The sequence below is a fragment of the Photorhabdus aegyptia genome, assembly GCF_000612035.1.
Lineage (GTDB): Bacteria > Pseudomonadota > Gammaproteobacteria > Enterobacterales > Enterobacteriaceae > Photorhabdus > Photorhabdus akhurstii.
In genome coordinates this window covers 1-19,227 of the sequence record NZ_JFGV01000046.1, presented here as the reverse complement: position 1 = coordinate 19,227, position 19,227 = coordinate 1, and the positions used below count along the sequence as shown (strand labels likewise).

Below are 19,227 nucleotides of genomic sequence, written 5' to 3'. Positions count from 1 at the left end.
CTATTATCTTCCTTCAACAATAAAATACCTACTGGAAAAGATTTTAAGCTTCATCAGAGAATTCATCGACATAGAGCGTTAACTCAATTCCTGGTTTGATATCTGTTGTTTTTATGCCATCGTTCCAGTTCATTAAATCCTTAATGTTGATACCGTGACGTTTAGCAATACTGGCAATTGAATCGCCTTGGCGTACACGGTAAATAATGGCATTGTCATTATTTACCCTTAATACTTGTCCAATTTTTAACAATTTGGCGGTTTTCAGATTATTCATGCGTTGTAATTCGCGGGTGGAAACGTTAAACCGCTTTGCAATAGCGGATAATGTATCACCTGAACGAACTTTATATTGACTTTGTTTACTCAATCGGCGGTTGTTGTTAGCAACTTCCTGACGAATATTGCTTAAAACGGTTTTATTTGCCAGCGAGTGTTTAAATTGATCAACTTTTGCCTTTGGCAACATGATGTAATGTGGACCGTTAGGCGATGTTACTCCTCGCTTATATCCGGGGTTATAGGCTTTAATCGATGTCAGGGACATGCCAGCCAGTTCTGCGGCCTGAGACAGCGTGATTTGTTGGCCAACATCAACTTGAGCAAGCGCCCGCTGGTTATTGGATTTTGGCAGCGTAATGCCATATTTATCGCTGTTACGGATGACATCACTGAGCGCCAGAACTTTAGGCACATAGAGCGTAGTCTCCCGTGGTAGTGATAATGACCAGAAATCTGTTGGCTTACCTTTTATCTGGTTTTCTTTTATTGCGCGCATAACACGGCCTTCGCCGCTGTTATAAGCAGCAATAGTCAATAACCAGTCACCATTGAACATTTTATTCAGGCGTTGTAACAGATTCAGGGCGGCAGTTGTTGATGCGGCGACGTCCCGGCGTGCGTCGTACCATTTATCCTGAGTAAGACCGTAATTGCGGCCCGTATCCGGGACAATCTGCCACAGACCCGCGGCCTTGGCGCGTGAGGTAGCATGCGGGTTAAAAGCACTCTCCACTATGGGTACCAGTACCAGTTCCATTGGCATATCGCGTTGCTTGATCTGCCTGACTATCCAGTACATATACGGTTCAGCCCGTAAAGTTACATCGTGGAGATAGCTCTTGTTTTTCAGGTAATAATTTCGTTGTTCACGAACCCTGTAATTATCAGGGATTTTCATCTTCAACTCATCTCGGATGTATCCCCACAGCTCACGCTGAGCGCCAGAACCATCCTCTCCCCAGTAGGCAGCAAGCTGATCGGTATCATTAGTTGCTGCTATCTTGCCTGTCTTTAGACTCGTTGAAGACGAATTCTGTGCCCGTTGTCCGGCTGTCGTCGACCAATCTGGTCCAGATTGACAGCCAACCAGCAAGACAGATGCGAACAGAATCGCTTTTGTCTTCATAATTAATTTTTATGGTTGCTTAAAAGACGACCAATAATACTTATCTTGGCTCGATATAGCAACTCTCTCAATCAGAATTGATCTTTTCGTCTTCTTAGTTGACAGAAAACGGCGGAAAGTGGTTGAGAGTTGGGGACAATTCCAATATTTCTTTGTAAATCAACATCATCACATTTTAAGAAAATATTAATTTTTTTCTCGGTTTGTAATGTGGTTGGTACTGTTGGTTGATTGCTTTCCCTCATTTGGGTTACTTTTTGCTGATATTCGCTGATAGTCTGATTGGGTAAAACAGCATGAGCAAATTTCATATTAGAAACGGTATATTCATGGGCGCAACAGATCAGTGTGTCATCGGGCAGTTCAGCTATTTTACTTAGAGATGCATACATCTGTTCAGCGGTTCCTTCAAAGAGGCGTCCGCAACCGCCAGAGAACAAAGTATCCCCACAAAAGAGGTAAGGCGCTTGATAAAAAGCGATATGCCCCAGAGTATGGCCGGGAACGTCGATGATCTGGAAAGAAAAATGACCGAAATGGATGCTATCACCGCCACAGACTATCATCGTCGCACCTTTGCTCTCGGTTTCTTTTGGGCCGTATACTGGTAGCTCAGGGAATCGATCAATAATTCCAGGGACGCCGCCAACATGATCGTGATGATGATGGGTAAGTAGAATTGCATCGGGTATCCAGCCGTGGGATTTTAAGGTATCAAGAACAGGCTGTGATTCTGTCGGATCAACGATGACAACATGTCTGTTTTCATCACAAAGTAACCAAATGTAATTATCCGAAAGGACCGGAATGCTGATAAGCTCCATTGTATACCTCTTATTAACAGCGGGTTATAAGGAAGAAGCCATGAAATCTGCACATACAATACAGAATATAAATCCCCCGGCTTCTTGGGCTGATTTACCTTGGGGGGAGTATTACCGTGCCGCTTTGGAGCGTCAATTACAACCTTGGTGGCCGAAAATATTTGGTTTCCATCTGTTGAAAGTCGGTAATTTGAGTGCCGAAATTGACAGCAAGGAGTGTCCGATTTTTAATCAGATTAATGTGGGTAAGGAAGGCAAGAATATGCAGGTGATTACTGATCCTTACCATCTACCGTTTGAAGAAAAGTCCGTTGATGCTTGTTTACTGAGTCATATGCTGGCTTACAGCGCTGATCCCCATCGTCTTTTACGGGAAGTTGATCGAGTGATGATTGATGATGGTTGGCTCATTATCAGTGGTTTTAATTCATTGAGTTTGCTTGGTTTGGGAAAATTAGTGCCGGGATTATGGCGTCATCAGCCCTATTGCAGTCGGATGTTTTCCCTGATGCGCCAACTTGATTGGTTGAGCTTGCTTAATTATGAAGTGATGTACCGTGATAGTTTTCAAATATTGCCTTGGCGAAATGAAACGGGTTTTGTTAATCGGCGCCTGTCTGTATTGGGTTGTGTCAGTCTGATTATTGCCCGCAAACGCACACTGCCATTAACGTTAAACCAGATGAAAGTGACGTTATTAAAACCTAAATTGGGCAGTGCTGTTGGCGTAACAAAATGTTACCGAAAGCGCAGTTAATCTCTATTCTCAAGATATCCAGTGTCGGTTTCTGTTGGTGAGTTTGCTGCGGCACGGGCTAATTCATCACAATGTTCATTTTCATTATGCCCGGAGTGGCCTTTGACCCATTGCCAATCAATGTCATGGCGGCTAATGGCTTGATCAAGCCGTTGCCATAAATCGACATTACTGACCGGAGATTTATCTGCTTTACGCCAGCCGCGTTTTTTCCAGTTATGAATCCATTGTGTAATGCCTTGACGCACATATTGGCTGTCGGTGGTTAAGACAATTTTACAAGGGCGAGTCAGCGTTTCCAGGCCAATAATTGCCGCCATGAGTTCCATTCTGTTGTTTGTTGTACGATAAAAACCTTCGCTAAGGGTTTTTTCGTGTTGTTGATAGCGTAATAACACACCGTAGCCCCCAGGCCCCGGATTGCCGAGACAAGATCCATCGGTGAAAATTTCTACCTGCTTGCCCATATCTGGTAGACTCTGCTTATTCAATTCAAAACCCTAAGTCTGACATAAAAAGGCATTATGAGCACGGCAATTACACGACAAGTTGTTCTTGATACCGAAACTACCGGTATGAATAAATTAGGTGTTCACTATGAAGGGCACAAAATTATTGAAATTGGGGCTGTGGAGGTTGTTAACCGTCGTTTAACCGGCCGCCATTTTCATGTCTATATTCAGCCGGATAGATTGGTCGATCCTGAAGCATTTGAAGTGCATGGGATCAGTGATGAATTTTTGCAGGATAAACCGCTGTTTGCTGATGTTGCAGATGAGTTTGTTGAATTTATTCGCGGCGCTGAATTGATCATCCATAACGCTCCCTTCGATATCGGCTTTATCGATTATGAGTTTGGCAAGCTGGATCGTGATATTCCGCCAACTGCGGATTTCTGCAAGATTACTGATAGCTTACAACTTGCAAGAGGGTTATTTCCGGGGAAAAGAAATAACCTTGATGCGCTATGTGATCGTTATGATATAGACAATTCTAAACGAACCTTGCATGGCGCGTTACTCGATGCCGAGATATTGGCTGATGTCTATTTGATAATGACAGGCGGTCAGACTTCCCTTGCTTTTTCAATGGAAGGGGAAATTGCTGGTGGTGCGAATGCTGCTGAAATACAGCGTGTTACCCGGTCTCAAACGGCATTGAAAGTTGTTTATGCAACGGATGAAGAACTCGCGGCTCACGAATCCAGATTGGATTTAGTTGAGAAGAAGGGCGGGAGCTGTTTATGGCGTATAAGTTCTGAACAGAGTTAACATAAAATTGCGAATAAATCACCTTTTGGGGTGAAAAGTTGATCAAACTCGTCACTTTGTTATAAAAAATATTGACGGAATGATCTTGGATTCGTAATATTCACCTCGTTCTCAACCAGAACGCTGCGCGGTGCGGTAGTTCAGTCGGTTAGAATACCGGCCTGTCACGCCGGGGGTCGCGGGTTCGAGTCCCGTCCGCACCGCCAAAGATTTCGAAGCCCTGGGTAGTTGCCCGGGGCTTTTTCGTTCGTATCTATATCTTTTTTGTTTGTACTTATACCATGTTGTAATCTCTCGACAGACAATATAAATGATAATGAAATTGCATTAACATAAGACATACAGGTGCTACCAGATTTCTACACAGCTTGTTTCTGCAACTTTTATTAAGAATTTGTTCTCTTTACCAGGTCTATAGCGTGATGGCCAAATATCCGATGGATGTAAACCTAATTCAGTAGCGATTAATGCTTCTCCTTTTGGCCACGGGCGATGTAATGCATTACTCAGTGTCGATGATGCTAAACCAGCTTTGCGAGAAACGGCTGAAAGATTTGTTCCTTGTTTTCTCAGTGCTGCAATAATATCTGCTGGATGCCAGTCTCGAATATCCATAAATAATCTCCAAGTTTTAATTGTGAGAAAAACATTGATAATAGATAAATTATCAATGTTTTGCTGATTGGTAGTAATTAGGCACAGATTATCAATCAAGGTTAATTGAATTGGCTATCGGAGAGAATACTGAATAATAGTATCGATTGTTTTATGGCAAAGTATTCCCTATATATTGCAGGTGTTTTTTCTTAATGTAAATAGCATTATTATTATCTGTGAAAAATATTCTTAGTTTAATAACCGAAATAACTAATAGTTTCTTATGAATACTTTTTTGCTATTTTTCAGACAATTTATTAACGGTAATGATTATTACATTTACATATATGCAGATAAATTCCCTATTTTTTGCAAACCACGACTCTGGGATTTTATTCCATATATCATCTGGTTGAGTTGTGGTAGAATTAGTTTAATAGTTTTATATTTTGTTTTTATAATATTGCTTCCTTTTATAATAACTTGGATATAAAGGTGAGATTTATAAATAAGGAAATAAAAATCGCTCTGGTATATAAAGGTTAAAATTATTGATACGGCAATACTCCTCAAATTGAGAGTCAGAGCTCACTTTTAGTTTCTGGTATGTTTTTTCTATCTGATCTTTCACCGATTGGTAAGAAATATTAAGCCTCTCACTGATCTCCTTTCTGCTATATTTTGCCAGAAATAGAAAAATAATTTCCCACTCTTGTTGGGAAAATTGTTCTGAGGGAGAGCAAAACATAATGGAAGGTGGCAGCTTTCCATTGAAAAACTCCTTCAAAGAAAGCGCTTCCGCTTTCCGCCCATGAAAAATAATGCCAATACATTCATTATCTTCACTATAAAATGGAGATTTCTCGAAGAAATAGGAACAAAGATGTTTTTCTTTGCCAAATCTATGTGTTTCTAATGAGCATATACTTTTTTCCAAGCGCATGACGGTTCTGTCATGTCGTTGAAATTGCTCTTCAAATATTGCTCCTGCCCAAGGTAATTCACAATCAAAACGCCCTTCGACGTTCAAATTAAGCGGAATATCTTGTAGCATAGCCATTGCTTTATTTTCATAAATAAAGCAAGTGCTTTTATCTTTAATGCCCCAAGGATCATGGCTATGTTTTATGGTATTTATTACCTGTGCTGATATATTGTTCGTTGTTTTCATCTGTTTTATTTACCATATTATATAAACATTTTACTACCAGGTTTTAAAAATCTCTCAGGAACATAGAGATCAAAATCGTTAAGGCGGCAGTATTCATCCAATTGTTGACCTGAATTAATACCAATTTTCTTGTATATCCGTAATATATGCGTTTCTACCGTGCGATAAGAAATATTCAGTATTCGCCCGATCTGTTTACTGGTATGTTTCTGTAGAAATAGAAAAATGACATCCCATTCCCGTTGAGTAAATAGCTCAGAAGGAGGCTGGAACATAATAGAAGCGGGGAGCTTACCATAAAAAAAGCGTGTCAGAGAATAGGCTTCGGCTTTCCAGGCATGGAAAATAACGCCGACACATTGATTATCTTCATTATAAAATGGAAACTTTTCGAAGAAATAGGAGGAAAGTAATTTTTCTTTACCATATAAATGGGTTTCTAATGAGCATATTCTTTGTTCTGCTTGCATTACTGCTCTGTCATGGATCTGAAATTGTTCTGCAAAAGCGGCACCTTCCCAAGGCAGGTCATTGTCTAGACGTCCTTCTACATTAAAACCACGGGGAAGATCGCGCAGCATAGCCATCGCCTTGTTTTCATAGACAAAACGGGAGTTTTGATCTTTTATGCCCCAGGGTTCATGACTGGTTTCCATTAGATTGATAATTTGAGGCGATACGGTTAATTTTTTATAACTCACAACATAATTCCTATTGTTATTGGAGAAATATCTGGAACTTAGATTTTAATTAATGGGGAGCTATAACTCTTGGCTGCCAGTAGCGACGAACCTTTCTGGAATATATAGATCAAACTTATTTGCTTTGCAGAAATCGTCTAATTCTATATGCAGCGGTAGATCAAATTTTCGGTAAATTGACTGAATATGGTTAATGGCTTCTTCTGTACTTATCATTAATGTTTCGCTGATACTCTCTTCGTCCAGTGAGCGAAGAGCCAAAAAAAGAACTTCCCATTCAGTTTGAGTCAATATGTCGTTAGGGGGGGTAAATTCCAGAGCTGCTGGAGATACTTTTTCATGATAGTAAGCAATGGAAAAATTTTGAACTTTGGACATATGAAAAGTGATACCGATACAGTCCCCATTTTCATCACAAAGCGGATATTTACTACAGCGATAGGTTTGCTTGACTTTATTTTTCCCAAATAGATGAGTCTCAAGTGAAGTGACTGTTTTCATGGTTTGCATCACTTTTTGATCTTGACGACAATACTCTTCTGTATACTCTGCAATAGGTGAGGGCAATTCCCCGGTTGAAAGCCCTGTAATCTCGAAATCTTCGGGCAGATTGAGCAGTTGGTAAAAAGCAGGATTTGCATATATAAATCTTGATTGGCGATCTTTTGCGCCCCAAGGCTCATTACTTTTTTCCCACATGTAAATTAATTGCGGAGTGATATTACTTGGTCTGTTTTTGATATTTGACATGAGAATGTCCTAGTTGTTAATTAAGTAGTCATCTGCGTGTCTATTTTATATGTTCTATTTAAAATAACCCGATTATATAATGGATTGCAATAATTAATTCGTCAAAAAATAATATTTTTTATTTTATCTATATATGTTAATCAAATTACTTATTATTTTAGGTAAAAATATCATCATATAAGAAAATATAACTATAAGTATTATTTTGTTTTAAACTATTTATTTGGTTATTGATGTTGAAATAACATTGATTTTTGATTGATGTTTTTTCTATCTATTCACTATTGATAATCAAATTATTAAGAGATCATTAGAATATAATTAGGATAAATATAAACAATCAATCTAGTCGCTGAAAATTGCCATAAATCAAGAATATGTCTCTGTTTAATGGGTTATTTTATCTCTTGATTGGCAACTAATAGCTGTGTTTAATTCATTTACCCATTTATATGCGCAATGAGTTTGTTTATTACTCTGATGATGCTGAAATTTATATAGAGCCATAAGGTAAATCAAAGAATTGTCGTTCAGATGAAATTAAGATAGTTTCCTGGTATTTGGCTTTAAAGATTGCGGTTTGTACGCTGTGCTGAGAAAATTATCCCCCTAAACGTTTTTATCCCACTTGGAGTAGAAAATGACCACTCGTAAAACCCTTGCTAATGCTATTCGCTTCCTGAGCATGGATGCTGTGCAGAAAGCAAAATCAGGGCACCCTGGTGCGCCTATGGGAATGGCTGATATCGCTGAAGTTTTATGGCGTGATTATTTGAATCATAACCCAACTGATCCACATTGGGTTGATCGTGACCGCTTTGTATTATCTAACGGTCATGGTTCTATGCTGATTTATAGCCTGTTGCATCTCACCGGTTATGATGTTTCCGTTGATGATCTGAAAAATTTCCGTCAGTTACACTCTAAAACCCCAGGCCATCCTGAGTATGGTTATACTCCAGGCGTAGAAACTACGACAGGTCCTTTAGGGCAGGGAATTGCCAACGCAGTAGGTTTTGCGATTGCTGAACGCACTCTGGCCGCGCAATTTAACCGTCCTGGTCATGAGATCGTTAACCATAATACTTATGCCTTTATGGGTGATGGTTGTATGATGGAGGGCATTTCTCATGAAGTTTGCTCTCTGGCGGGTACTTTAAAGCTAGGCAAATTGATTGCTTTCTATGATGACAATGGCATTTCCATTGATGGTCATGTTGAAGGCTGGTTTACGGATGATACGGCAAGCCGTTTTGAAGCTTATGGTTGGCATGTGATTCGCGGTATTGATGGCCATAATGCAGCTTCAGTTAAAGCTGCTATTGAAGAAGCACGTAAAGTTGCTGATAAACCTTCTCTGTTAATGTGCAAAACAGTTATCGGTTTTGGTGCGCCAACCAAAGCGGGTACCCATGATTCTCATGGCGCGCCATTGGGTGATGCGGAAATTGCCGCGACTCGTGAAGCACTGGATTGGAATTATCCGGCATTTGAGATTCCAGCGGACATCTATGCTGAGTGGGATGCAAAAGAAGCTGGCAATGTGAAACAAGCCGCTTGGAATGAAAAATTCGCTGCCTATGAAAAAGCGTATCCTGAATTAGCTGCTGAATTCAAACGTCGTACCAGTGGCGAATTACCGGCAGACTGGGAAGCTGAATCCAAAGCATTTATCGAACAGTTGCAAAAAAATCCGGCCAATATTGCCAGCCGCAAAGCATCCCAGAATGCCTTGGAAGCGTTTGGCAAGGTGTTGCCTGAATTTATGGGCGGATCTGCTGATTTGGCGCCAAGTAACCTTACGATGTGGTCAGGTTCTAAGCCATTGAACGAAGATCAGGCTGGTAACTACATCCATTACGGCGTTCGTGAGTTTGGCATGTCAGCCATTATGAACGGTATCGCTCTGCATGGTGGTTTTGTGCCTTATGGCGCAACTTTCCTGATGTTCGTTGAATATGCCCGTAATGCAGTGCGTATGGCGGCATTGATGAAAATTCGCAGCATCTTTGTTTACACCCATGACTCAATCGGTTTGGGTGAAGATGGCCCGACTCATCAGCCGGTAGAACAGCTTGCCAGTTTGCGTGTGACGCCAAATCTGAGTACATGGCGTCCATGTGACCAGGTTGAGTCTGCGGTGGCGTGGAAATATGCTATCGAACGTAAAACAGGCCCATCAGCGCTGATTTTCTCTCGCCAGAATCTGGCACAGCAAGAACGTACTGCCGAGCAGTTGGCTAATATTGAGAAAGGGGCTTACATCCTGAAAGATTGTCAGGGGCAGCCAGAACTGATTCTGATCGCAACCGGTTCAGAAATTGAATTGGCGGTGAGTGCTTACAACCAATTGACTGAGGAAGGTCGCCAGGTACGCGTAGTCTCGATGCCGTCTACTGATGCTTTTGATAAGCAAGATGCTGCATACCGAGAAGCGGTGCTGCCTGCTGCGGTTTCGGCCCGTGTTGCAATCGAAGCGGGTATCGCCGATTACTGGTTTAAATATGTTGGTATGAATGGCGCTATTGTTGGTATGGAGACATTTGGTGAATCAGCTCCTGCTGATCAACTGTTTAAAGCGTTTGGTTTCACTGTAGAGAATGTGGTCGCTAAGGCTAAAGCGCTGCTGAAATAATTAGTCACTTCATAAATGAGCGCACCTGAGGTAAACGTTGAGCGGGTGCGCTCTTGTTCTGCACGATATCGTTATCGAAGAGGGATCGTGACAGTTTTCCTCGGCTTATGCCACGCAAATTCCGGGAACGGCTACTTTTTGGAACACGTGAGGCGAACCGACAATCCCATCAGGATATTTGGCGAGTTTTTCCTTGAATTCAGGATCTGTGAACGCGGCGCGGAAATGCTCCAGACTCTCCCAAACAGCATAGTTCATGAATGTGCCGCTGCCAGCGATTCCGCGATGTAATTGTGCTGAAATCAGGCCCACCTTAGACCGGAAATATTCTGCATCTTCCTTCCAAGTTTCTATTAGGGTGTCAGCCATTGAAGGATCAACATGAAATATGTTCACTAGCACGATGGAGCCATCGGTGTTCGAAAATAACTGTTCCCGCAGGGTTACGTGGGTGTCCATTTCTTCTAGTTTGACCATTTCTATCTCCTGAAAATTATGTGTTTATATTTATGTTTGTATTGCTATCCTGCCGAGGCGAGTCGCGTGATTTACGCGGCTTTTGACGGCAATAATATGTCAACGTAGAGACAAATGCGTTCCACCAATTACATGCTGTTTCCACGTTGTATTTCGTTTAACTGTTTGGTAATTCTTTATCGTTATTTACGAACGAATCCAGAGCGCTATGTCTTGTATTTGGCACAGGTGACTCTCCCAGCTCCGTCTCCAGGCTGATCAAGGTGTTTAATGTCACTTTTAGCTCGTTAGGATCAGAGGATTGCATCAGTGATTCGACCCATTCAGCTTCCAGCGATATCGCCGCGTCAAAAGTACGCCAACCAAGCTCGGTCAGTTGATAGAGTGGTGAGCGTTCATGGCGAGGATTAGTGAGGGTTCTCACCATCCCTGAACTTAGCCCGAGATTCAATTGCTTTTGCACGCCTTGGCGCGTGATACCCATTGCGGCGGCAATCTGAGGCGCGGTAGGTGGATGTGGCGAATGCGCAATCGCACCGAGTACTTGCCATCTCGCACTCGTGATTCCCAACGGAGCAACGAGCTGATCGCCTTTAGAGAGCAGTAGGGCATTGAGCCGAAATACCGCCAATGTGATCTCAGTGAATACTTCAAACGCCGAAGTTTCCTCGGTTGACACGATTTACTTCCTTTTCCTTAGCTCCTCAAAAAACGACAACCAGTTTCCATTTATTGAGATTAAATGTCAATATTCCAACAAATGGTATTGATGATCCATGTCGCAGTTGTGAGTAAATAACGGTGGGATTGTTTCTTTCTGCTTGCTTGGGGTCGATGAATATGAGCAACAGTCTTTAATTCGAAGGTTGACCACTTTTTACTATTGCTTGCTATCAATCTCCTTTTCCCGTAATCTCGTTATTTGTAGCTGAATCGTTTCATTTTGTTATCTAAAGCGGTTTTCTATGCACGGTTTTGGTAATTTTGTGATAAGCAATCAGTACATCCGTGATTGAGTCGGTTATTCTAAGCGGTTGGGTGGTAATAACTATATTCAGGGAGTAACATGACAATCAAGGTAGCAATAAACGGCTTTGGCAGAATAGGGCGCAGTATTTTACGTGCTCTTTATGAGTCTGGGCGCCGGGCTGAAATTGCGGTTATTGCTGTTAATGAGCTGGCAGATGCCGAAGGAATTGCTCACTTGCTGAAATATGACTCAAGTCACGGCCGTTTTGCCTGGGATGTGCGTCTGAATAATGATTTGTTGCAGGTTGGTGATGATAATATTCGCTTATTTCATCAGCCCGATATATCGACGTTGCCCTGGCAAGAACTGGGGGTTGATATTGTTCTTGATTGCAGTGGGATTTATGGCAGCAGAGCTGATGGCGAGGCACATCTTGCCAGTGGCGCCAAGAAAGTGCTGTTTGCTCATCCGGGGGGCAATGATTTAGATGCGACGGTGGTCTATGGTGTAAATCAGCATTTATTGACAGCGGAAGATCGCATTGTATCCAATGCTTCCTGTACCACTAATTGCATTATTCCCATTATTAAATTATTGGATGATGAATTTGAGATTGAATCTGGCACAGTAACAACCATTCACGCCTCAATGAATGACCAACCGGTGATTGATGCTTATCACAAAGATTTACGGCGTACTCGGGCAGCCAGTCAATCTATCATTCCGGTGGATACCAAGTTGGCCGCAGGGATAACCCGGATTTTTCCAAAGTTCTGTGACCGTTTTGAAGCTATCTCCGTGCGCGTACCAACGATCAACGTTACGGCTATCGATTTGAGCGTTACGGTAAAATCTTCAGTAACTGTTAAAAAAATCAACGAATTAATGCAAAAATCAGCAGTTACTTCATTTCGTGGTATAGTTGATTATACCGAATTGCCGTTAGTCTCAACGGATTTTAACCACGATCCCCACAGCGCGATTGTTGATGGCACACAAACGCGGGTTAGTGGGCAACACCTGATTAAGACATTAGTTTGGTGTGATAATGAGTGGGGATTTGCTAACCGAATGTTAGATACAACGTTAGCAATGGCTGCTACGGGTTTCAAATGATCTGTTGTTGATAGACGGCCCATAATAGATTTGCACACGGCGCAAGATTAAATAATTTAGAGAATCAATAAGAGGATTCACCATGTCTGTAATTAAGATGACCGATTTAGATCTGGCGGGTCAGCGTGTTTTGATCCGCGCAGACCTGAACGTTCCGGTAAAAGATGGCAAAGTCACCTCTGATGCGCGTATCCGTGCCTCCTTGCCAACCATCGAAGCAGCATTGAAACAGGGTGCCAAGGTCATGATCACTTCTCACCTTGGCCGCCCGATTGAAGGCGAATGCAACGAAGAATTCTCGCTGAAACCAGTAGTAGACTATCTAAAAGAGAAATTATCCTCCTCCGTTCGACTGGAAAAAGAGTATCTGGAAGGCGTGGAAGTATCAGAAGGTGAACTGGTCGTGCTGGAGAACGTTCGCTTTAATAAAGGTGAAAAGAAAGACGACGAAACCTTGGCTAAAAAATATGCTTCCCTGTGTGATATTTATGTCATGGATGCATTCGGTACCGCTCATCGTGCTCAGGCTTCGACTCACGGCGTGGCTAAGTTTGCTCCTGTTGCTTGTGCCGGTCCTTTGCTGTCTGCGGAATTAGAAGCATTAGGCAAAGCGTTGGATAATCCGGCTCGCCCAATGGTGGCTATTGTCGGTGGTTCTAAAGTTTCAACCAAGCTGACCGTTCTGGATACGCTGTCTAAAATTGCCGACCAACTGATTGTTGGTGGTGGTATTGCGAATACGTTTGTTGCCGCGGAAGGTCACAATGTTGGCCGTTCTCTCTATGAAGATGATTTGATCCCGGAAGCGAAAAAATTGCTGATAAGCTGTGATATTCCGGTGCCAACCGATGTTCGTGTAGCAACAGAATTCTCTGAAACGGCCGAAGCAACCTTGAAATCCTCCAGTGATATTAAAGATGATGAGCAGATCCTCGATTTGGGAGATGAATCCGCTCAACGGCTGGCTGATATCCTGAAAAACGCTAAAACGATCCTATGGAATGGCCCGGTTGGTGTATTTGAATTCCCTAATTTCCGTCAAGGGACTGAAATTGTCGCGCGCGCCATTGCTGATAGTGATGCCTTCTCTATCGCCGGCGGCGGCGATACGCTGGCAGCGATCGACCTGTTCGGTATTGCTGACAAAATTTCTTATATCTCTACGGGTGGTGGCGCTTTCCTCGAGTTCGTGGAAGGGAAAAAACTGCCTGCGGTTGTGATGTTGGAAGAACGTGCAAAACAGTAATTAAGTCATGACGGGTAGCGGCTGATTGCTGATTGGTTAGCTACCCGCTCTAAACAGGACCCACGTAACATGTCTAAAATTTTTGATTTCGTAAAACCGGGTGTCATCACTGGTGATGATGTTCAAAAAGTGTTCGCTATAGCCAAAGAAAACAACTTTGCTTTGCCGGCGGTCAACTGTGTAGGTACTGATTCAATCAATGCCGTACTGGAAACCGCGGCTAAAGTTCGTTCTCCCGTGATCATTCAGTTCTCTAACGGCGGTGCTGCTTTTATTGCCGGTAAAGGTTTGAAAGTTGAAGGTCAACAAGCGGCTATTCTGGGTTCAATTTCTGGTGCTCACCATGTTCATCAGATGGCTGAACATTATGGTGTTCCTGTGATCCTGCATACTGACCACTGCGCACGTAAATTGCTGCCGTGGATTGATGGCTTGTTAGATGCGGGAGAAAAGCATTACGCAGCGACGGGTAAACCGTTATTCTCTTCTCATATGATCGATCTGTCAGAAGAGTCTCTGGAAGAGAATATTGAGATTTGCGGCAAATATTTGGCTCGCATGGCAAAAATCGATATGACGCTGGAAATCGAGTTGGGCTGTACTGGTGGGGAAGAAGATGGCGTTGATAACAGCCATATGGATAGCTCCGCGTTGTACACGCAACCGGAAGATGTGGCTTATGCTTATGAGAAACTGAATGCTATCAGCCCACGTTTCACTATTGCGGCTTCTTTCGGTAATGTTCATGGTGTTTATAAGCCGGGTAACGTTAAACTGACGCCAAAAATTTTGCGTAACTCTCAAGACTATGTTTCTGAGAAATTCAATCTGCCGCATAACAGCCTGGATTTTGTTTTCCACGGCGGTTCTGGTTCTACCGCGGAAGAGATCAAAGAAGCAGTCAGCTATGGCGTTGTTAAAATGAATATCGATACTGACACCCAATGGGCGACTTGGGAAGGTATCCTGAATTATTACAAAAAGAACGAAGGCTATCTGCAAGGTCAGTTAGGTAATCCAGAAGGCGCGGATAAACCTAATAAGAAATTCTACGATCCACGGGTATGGCTGCGTGCCGGTCAGGTTTCTATGATTGCCCGTCTGGAACAGGCATTCAAAGAATTGAACGCGATTGATGTATTGTAATTAGTGAAAGCGTTCCCTCTGAGTTTTCATTCAGAGGGAACGTTAGCCGCATTCAGTAAATGAGATGTTACATCGCATCTACTTTTTTTATCATTTCTATTGCAGCAGCCATTGTTTCTTTATGTCTACGAGCAGCACGAAGGAAACGTTCGTTTACCTTGATTGGTTTTTCCAATGCATGAACAAACGCCAATGCATCTTCTTGACACAATTGAATACGCATATTTTGTTCAATGAGTCTTTTGGTCTCTGAACTCACCCTTGTGGTGATTCTTTCATTTGCTAATATGGCCATAGGCCCTGTTCCTACCGTATTGCGGTTATTAGTTCACTATAGATATCCACTACTCGTTTGCATTATTTATTTGGAGTTAGCGGAACATATTAGTTTGGTGAAACACTAAGTTTGCTTCATTGATTAGTTTAACGTTGTTTTAACAAAATTCAATGTGTGTGCCAAAACGACGCCATATTGTGAGACTAAATAAACTATAATTAAATAGAACAAAAATCATCAAGATTCGAGCGCAAGTGAATCCGAGTATGTAGAGTTGTACTAGCTCGGGTCTGAGCTAGTACAGTTAGTTTTTATTTAAAGTTCTATGACCAAATTTATGAAGCTCTCCGCATTCCTAAATTTTCAGCGATAGCCGCAGAGCGAATATTAATAGCCTCTGTTGATATCTTATTAATCTTCTGTCCTTTCAATGATTTTTTAATTGCTTTCATTGTCAGGAACTTGCCAACGCCTTTGAAATTGTATTCTCTATTGATTGCAACATCGGGTTCTGTTGCTTGTAGCTGCGTTCTTTCTTCATTACTCAATTGAGTATAGGGGTGAGCGAGTGCATAGTTGACATGTAATTCTGATTGTTTATTTTTTAAATCATGATATATCTTAACCTCCATTGCCGCATAAATTTTTCTTTCACCGGAATAATCATTTTTTTCACTTTTATCCATTAAAGCAAAAAAGTTGGTTTCTGAATAGAAATCAGGGTGATTGCTTCTATATCTATGCTCTTCGGCATACTCTGATATCGTATCTTGTATGGTTCTTGCCATATAACCGGATATTTCAGATCCTAAAGAAAGATTTGTTTTTGATTTTTCTGAAAGGGCTCTATTTTCTTCAAGCCGGCTATATATTATTTGGCTTTTTTCTATACCTTTTAGGAACTCTTCATGGCTTAACAAATAACCCGATGGATTGGAATCACCGACACGGACCACTTTCAATGATTTATTCTTTGTATAACTGCTCTCTTTCTCGTTCCATTTAACAACATGTGAATTTTTAGCGGCCAATTTAAATTTTAATTCATCAAAGAAATTCACCTCTTTGGTATATTTTCCTCTTTCTGGCGCTAATCCATTTTCATCCTGTAAACTCACAGGATTATTTCTTACCATTCGGTATAGATTCAACCCATCAATGGTTCCTGCCGGGTCCGCGCTTAACCATCTGCCCGCCCACGGTTGGTAATAACGATAACCGTAATAATATAGCCCGGTGGCATCCCGTTCTTTGCCGGAATAGCGAATCGTTTTATAGCTGGCTTCTGTTTGGCTGTTTGCTGCCCACAGCGCTGTCCCGCCAAATGGATAATACTCTTCCTCACTAATAATCTGCCCTTGATTGTCCAGTTCAAGTTGGCTGGAGCCGATCAGATTATCGTAACTGTAGCGTAGTTGATTATTGTTGACATCTTCTGGCTTACCGCTCTCCCAGTGCAACACCCGTACCTGTGCGCGACCTGCTTCACCGAGTGTGATAACGTGTAACTCTTCTGTTGTTGTGGTGTTGTTCTGGGTTGTGCGTAGCTCCAGCCCCGGCAAATAGATTACCCGCTGTTGCTGCGTAGTATTCTGGGTTTGCTGTTCACTTACTTTCAGTTGTCTCATGCCGTTGCTGTCGTAGCGGTACCACTCATTTCCCGGGCCATTATTAACCTGCTTTAACTCTCCTCGTGGTGTCCAGATAAGTGTCTGTCCGGGTAATAAACTGGTTTGGCGCCCACCGGCATCAAACAACGTATCCACTTGATTAGGATCGGTGGTTAGCGTACTGAGAACACCTCGATTGCTGCGGTTTGAGAGGGTGATAGCTACGGTGTAGTTGTTCTGGGTAGCTGGCGAGCTGTGCCGAATTTGCGTCAGATTACCGCTGTGATCATAGCTGTAGCTGCGAGTATAGTTAGTGTAGGTATTGTTGTCAGAAGGTAGCGCAGGGGAGGGCAGTTGGTTATTTTGCTGACCTATATTAGCCATTTCCCGCCCGGTGGCACTGATAAGCTGATACAGGGAGTCGTAGGTATAGCTATTCTCCGGGACCACTTTCTGATTGCGCCAAAAGCGGGTGGCTTCCGCATCATTACGGATATTGATGACATTGCCTACCGGGTCATATTGATAGCGTAAGTCTTGCAACACTTTGGAGTCTGACGGACGGCGGGTGGCAATACCGATAAGCCGTTGGGTTTCTGGTTCATAGCTGTATTCAGTGATAACCCCGTTACCGTGCTCTTCACGTAATTTTTGTCCGGCGGCGGAGTAGGTCAGTGATTTGATAATCGCTTGTTCGGCCTGACCTTTGAGTGTCAACCAACAGCCTTTTAGCTGCCCGGCTACGTCGTAGGCTAGACGCTGGATGTTGCCTTTGGCGTCGGTCTGGGTAAGTAAAGCACCGGTGGCATCAGTGCTATTTTGGGTGGTATAGACATCACTGCTCAGTTTTTGCTGCCAGAGGCTTTGGTCTTCACTTGTCCAGTCAGCATTTTGATCATCGACGAGTAGTTGCTGAGATTGTGATAGCACGACGCCAGCCAGAGAAAGGCTGTTGAGTTGAGTGAGTCCTGCGGTATCGTAATGACGGACACACTGACCGGCGAGGTTGTACTCTTTTTCTTGCGGCGTATTACCGGCCCAGATAAGACGCTCGGTCGTTTTCTCTTCTGCCTGCGTCTGTTCGGTGATAGCGAGTAGGCGACCGAGTAGGGTGTTATCTTCATAGATGTGGTTTTGGCGGACACCGGTTGCATTGATGATCAACACCGGGCGACCTTCAATATCATTGAGGGTAATAGTCCGACCGGCATCAACACTTTCTTCACGTAAAATCTGACCCGCAAGATTAAAGACGCGAATGAAATTCGGGCCGCTCTGGTTTTTATTCTTACGAGGATCGGTGCTTTTTACCTGAAATCCCGGAATATTGAACTCATAGAACGTAATTAATTCATCACTGTTTTCGTCAGCTTTAGTGCGTAGATATTCTAAAGTACGTACATTTAATTTCCTGTTATCTAATACCCTAATCGAGGGGGTCTTTTGGTCAATTGCAGAATTGTAACTGCTCATATTTTAACTCCTTAGATGGTGTTAATCGTTAAGAAAATTTAAGTTATGGCAACAACCAAAAGACCTTATCACTAAACAGGCAAGGAAAGCGATTTATCGTGATGTTATTAATGCAAACGCTTTGGTAATTTTTGAGATTGTATAAATAGGAATTAAAGTTTCAGATAGTGAGTGTGATTGATCAACCATCAGAAAAACAAGTGGTTGGCAGATTTGATATATCGATGATGCTTAATAACCAATCACTTGTATATCATAGTTAAAGATAAAAGAAATTTATTAAACCGCGATAGTCACAATACTTTAAAAACAATGCTTTAAAAACAATGCTTTAAAAACAATACTTTAAAAACAGAGGATGTTATGAGTTCTACATTCGATACAGCGAAGTCAGGAGATGATAATAAGAACATACCGCTTCTATCATGGTTCTGCACCTGTTGGGTATAAGACACCTAACGGGCTGTGATGTAACACAGATGAGGCTAATCCTTCAAATAGATGATGTTATTGGTCGCTTGATAAATGGTAATAAAGGTATTTTTAATTAAAAATTAATATGTTGAATGTTTAGAGTCATGATCATTGAGTGGAAAATCAGTAAAGGCCAAATGGTTTCATACATCGTAGACTGCTATTTTGGGGATGAGTTATTTTTGTCATTGCATCCGCCATTATATTTACAATAACTTAATCATTATTGAATTTGTAACACTTTGTTACAAAGTTTACTTTTTGTAAATGAAAAAAGTGGAAATTTTTTCTTGCTATTTGGTGATGATTTAATAATCATAACTT

The 19,227-nt window shown here is 42.1% G+C and carries 17 protein-coding genes and 1 tRNA gene; 7 read left to right on the top strand and 11 right to left on the bottom strand.

Annotation, left to right across the window (positions count from 1 at the left end; genetic code table 11):
• Nucleotides 1-43: 43 nt before the first annotated feature.
• Entirely contained in the window at nucleotides 44-1,408 is a 1,365-nt protein-coding gene (gene mltD / locus BA1DRAFT_RS14500; RefSeq protein ID WP_036780467.1) for a murein transglycosylase D, read from the bottom strand.
• Nucleotides 1,409-1,479: 71 nt separating this feature from the next.
• Nucleotides 1,480-2,232: a hydroxyacylglutathione hydrolase gene (gene gloB, locus BA1DRAFT_RS14495; RefSeq protein WP_036780465.1), complete on the bottom strand. Its 753-nt coding sequence runs from the start codon at nucleotides 2,230-2,232 to the stop codon at nucleotides 1,480-1,482.
• 40 nt (nucleotides 2,233-2,272) lie between these two features.
• On the opposite strand from gloB, the gene BA1DRAFT_RS14490 reads away from it, so the two are divergent.
• Nucleotides 2,273-2,989 (top strand): class I SAM-dependent methyltransferase, encoded by a 717-nt coding sequence (locus tag BA1DRAFT_RS14490; protein ID WP_036780464.1) that lies wholly within the window; start codon nucleotides 2,273-2,275, stop codon nucleotides 2,987-2,989.
• Here BA1DRAFT_RS14490 and rnhA read toward each other — a convergent pair.
• Nucleotides 2,986-3,456, bottom strand: coding sequence for a ribonuclease HI (rnhA, locus tag BA1DRAFT_RS14485; RefSeq protein ID WP_036780463.1), 471 nt, complete (start codon nucleotides 3,454-3,456; stop codon nucleotides 2,986-2,988). The genes BA1DRAFT_RS14490 and rnhA overlap by 4 nt on opposite strands.
• Nucleotides 3,457-3,513: 57 nt before the next feature.
• Here rnhA and dnaQ point away from each other — a divergent pair, with 57 nt between their 5' ends.
• Together dnaQ and BA1DRAFT_RS14475 are read left to right on the top strand one after the other, a co-directional pair.
• Complete coding sequence (dnaQ, locus tag BA1DRAFT_RS14480) at nucleotides 3,514-4,260, top strand: DNA polymerase III subunit epsilon (RefSeq protein ID WP_036780462.1); 747 nt, start codon at nucleotides 3,514-3,516, stop codon at nucleotides 4,258-4,260.
• Nucleotides 4,261-4,389: 129 nt separating this feature from the next.
• Nucleotides 4,390-4,466, top strand: a tRNA-Asp gene (locus tag BA1DRAFT_RS14475).
• Between the two features lie 142 nt (nucleotides 4,467-4,608).
• On the opposite strand, the gene BA1DRAFT_RS14470 is transcribed toward BA1DRAFT_RS14475, so the two are convergent.
• The 4 genes from BA1DRAFT_RS14470 to BA1DRAFT_RS14455 form a co-directional block, all read right to left on the bottom strand.
• Nucleotides 4,609-4,875: a helix-turn-helix domain-containing protein gene (locus tag BA1DRAFT_RS14470; protein WP_036780460.1), complete on the bottom strand. Its 267-nt coding sequence runs from the start codon at nucleotides 4,873-4,875 to the stop codon at nucleotides 4,609-4,611.
• 484 nt (nucleotides 4,876-5,359) lie between these two features.
• Complete coding sequence (locus BA1DRAFT_RS14465; RefSeq protein WP_036780458.1) at nucleotides 5,360-6,028, bottom strand: helix-turn-helix transcriptional regulator; 669 nt, start codon at nucleotides 6,026-6,028, stop codon at nucleotides 5,360-5,362.
• A gap of 17 nt (nucleotides 6,029-6,045) precedes the next feature.
• Nucleotides 6,046-6,729 carry a helix-turn-helix transcriptional regulator gene (locus tag BA1DRAFT_RS14460; RefSeq protein ID WP_036780456.1) on the bottom strand — a complete coding sequence of 228 codons (684 nt, stop codon included), beginning with the start codon at nucleotides 6,727-6,729 and terminating at the stop codon, nucleotides 6,046-6,048.
• A 60-nt stretch (nucleotides 6,730-6,789) separates the two neighbouring features.
• On the bottom strand, nucleotides 6,790-7,479 hold the full coding sequence (locus BA1DRAFT_RS14455) for a PAS domain-containing protein (RefSeq protein ID WP_036780454.1): 690 nt from the start codon (nucleotides 7,477-7,479) through the stop codon (nucleotides 6,790-6,792).
• 640 nt (nucleotides 7,480-8,119) lie between these two features.
• Between BA1DRAFT_RS14455 and tkt the strand changes: the two genes are divergently transcribed.
• Nucleotides 8,120-10,114, top strand: a complete 1,995-nt coding sequence (gene tkt, locus BA1DRAFT_RS14450; RefSeq protein WP_036780451.1) for a transketolase — start codon at nucleotides 8,120-8,122, stop codon at nucleotides 10,112-10,114.
• A gap of 105 nt (nucleotides 10,115-10,219) precedes the next feature.
• On the opposite strand, the gene BA1DRAFT_RS14445 is transcribed toward tkt, so the two are convergent.
• Both BA1DRAFT_RS14445 and BA1DRAFT_RS21335 read right to left on the bottom strand, forming a co-directional pair.
• A complete protein-coding gene (locus BA1DRAFT_RS14445) occupies nucleotides 10,220-10,591 on the bottom strand; it encodes an antibiotic biosynthesis monooxygenase family protein (protein WP_036780450.1) in 372 nt (123 codons plus the stop codon).
• Between the two features lie 157 nt (nucleotides 10,592-10,748).
• Entirely contained in the window at nucleotides 10,749-11,270 is a 522-nt protein-coding gene (locus tag BA1DRAFT_RS21335) for a MarR family winged helix-turn-helix transcriptional regulator (protein ID WP_051560803.1), read from the bottom strand.
• A 387-nt stretch (nucleotides 11,271-11,657) separates the two neighbouring features.
• On the opposite strand from BA1DRAFT_RS21335, the gene epd reads away from it, so the two are divergent.
• From epd to fbaA, 3 genes are all read left to right on the top strand, one after another.
• On the top strand, nucleotides 11,658-12,677 hold the full coding sequence (gene epd, locus BA1DRAFT_RS14435; RefSeq protein WP_036780447.1) for an erythrose-4-phosphate dehydrogenase: 1,020 nt from the start codon (nucleotides 11,658-11,660) through the stop codon (nucleotides 12,675-12,677).
• Nucleotides 12,678-12,759: 82 nt separating this feature from the next.
• Entirely contained in the window at nucleotides 12,760-13,923 is a 1,164-nt protein-coding gene (pgk, locus tag BA1DRAFT_RS14430) for a phosphoglycerate kinase (RefSeq protein ID WP_036780444.1), read from the top strand.
• A gap of 69 nt (nucleotides 13,924-13,992) precedes the next feature.
• Complete coding sequence (gene fbaA, locus BA1DRAFT_RS14425) at nucleotides 13,993-15,069, top strand: class II fructose-bisphosphate aldolase (protein ID WP_036780442.1); 1,077 nt, start codon at nucleotides 13,993-13,995, stop codon at nucleotides 15,067-15,069.
• Nucleotides 15,070-15,136: 67 nt separating this feature from the next.
• Here the strand turns inward: fbaA and BA1DRAFT_RS14420 are convergent, their stop codons facing one another.
• On the bottom strand, nucleotides 15,137-15,364 hold the full coding sequence (locus tag BA1DRAFT_RS14420; protein WP_051560802.1) for a type II toxin -antitoxin system TacA 1-like antitoxin: 228 nt from the start codon (nucleotides 15,362-15,364) through the stop codon (nucleotides 15,137-15,139).
• A 317-nt stretch (nucleotides 15,365-15,681) separates the two neighbouring features.
• Entirely contained in the window at nucleotides 15,682-18,429 is a 2,748-nt protein-coding gene (locus tag BA1DRAFT_RS14415) for an RHS repeat protein (protein WP_036780437.1), read from the bottom strand.
• Nucleotides 18,430-19,227 lie beyond the last annotated feature (798 nt).

Coding starts and splice junctions, on each gene's coding strand:
- mltD (WP_036780467.1), bottom strand. CDS start 1,408: ATGAAGACAAAAGCGATTCTGTTCGCATCTGTCTTGCTGGTTGGCTGT.
- gloB (WP_036780465.1), bottom strand. CDS start 2,232: ATGGAGCTTATCAGCATTCCGGTCCTTTCGGATAATTACATTTGGTTA.
- BA1DRAFT_RS14490 (WP_036780464.1), top strand. CDS start 2,273: ATGAAATCTGCACATACAATACAGAATATAAATCCCCCGGCTTCTTGG.
- rnhA (WP_036780463.1), bottom strand. CDS start 3,456: ATGGGCAAGCAGGTAGAAATTTTCACCGATGGATCTTGTCTCGGCAAT.
- dnaQ (WP_036780462.1), top strand. CDS start 3,514: ATGAGCACGGCAATTACACGACAAGTTGTTCTTGATACCGAAACTACC.
- BA1DRAFT_RS14470 (WP_036780460.1), bottom strand. CDS start 4,875: ATGGATATTCGAGACTGGCATCCAGCAGATATTATTGCAGCACTGAGA.
- BA1DRAFT_RS14465 (WP_036780458.1), bottom strand. CDS start 6,028: ATGAAAACAACGAACAATATATCAGCACAGGTAATAAATACCATAAAA.
- BA1DRAFT_RS14455 (WP_036780454.1), bottom strand. CDS start 7,479: ATGTCAAATATCAAAAACAGACCAAGTAATATCACTCCGCAATTAATT.
- tkt (WP_036780451.1), top strand. CDS start 8,120: ATGACCACTCGTAAAACCCTTGCTAATGCTATTCGCTTCCTGAGCATG.
- BA1DRAFT_RS14445 (WP_036780450.1), bottom strand. CDS start 10,591: ATGGTCAAACTAGAAGAAATGGACACCCACGTAACCCTGCGGGAACAG.
- epd (WP_036780447.1), top strand. CDS start 11,658: ATGACAATCAAGGTAGCAATAAACGGCTTTGGCAGAATAGGGCGCAGT.
- pgk (WP_036780444.1), top strand. CDS start 12,760: ATGTCTGTAATTAAGATGACCGATTTAGATCTGGCGGGTCAGCGTGTT.
- fbaA (WP_036780442.1), top strand. CDS start 13,993: ATGTCTAAAATTTTTGATTTCGTAAAACCGGGTGTCATCACTGGTGAT.
- BA1DRAFT_RS14420 (WP_051560802.1), bottom strand. CDS start 15,364: ATGGCCATATTAGCAAATGAAAGAATCACCACAAGGGTGAGTTCAGAG.
- BA1DRAFT_RS14415 (WP_036780437.1), bottom strand. CDS start 18,429: ATGAGCAGTTACAATTCTGCAATTGACCAAAAGACCCCCTCGATTAGG.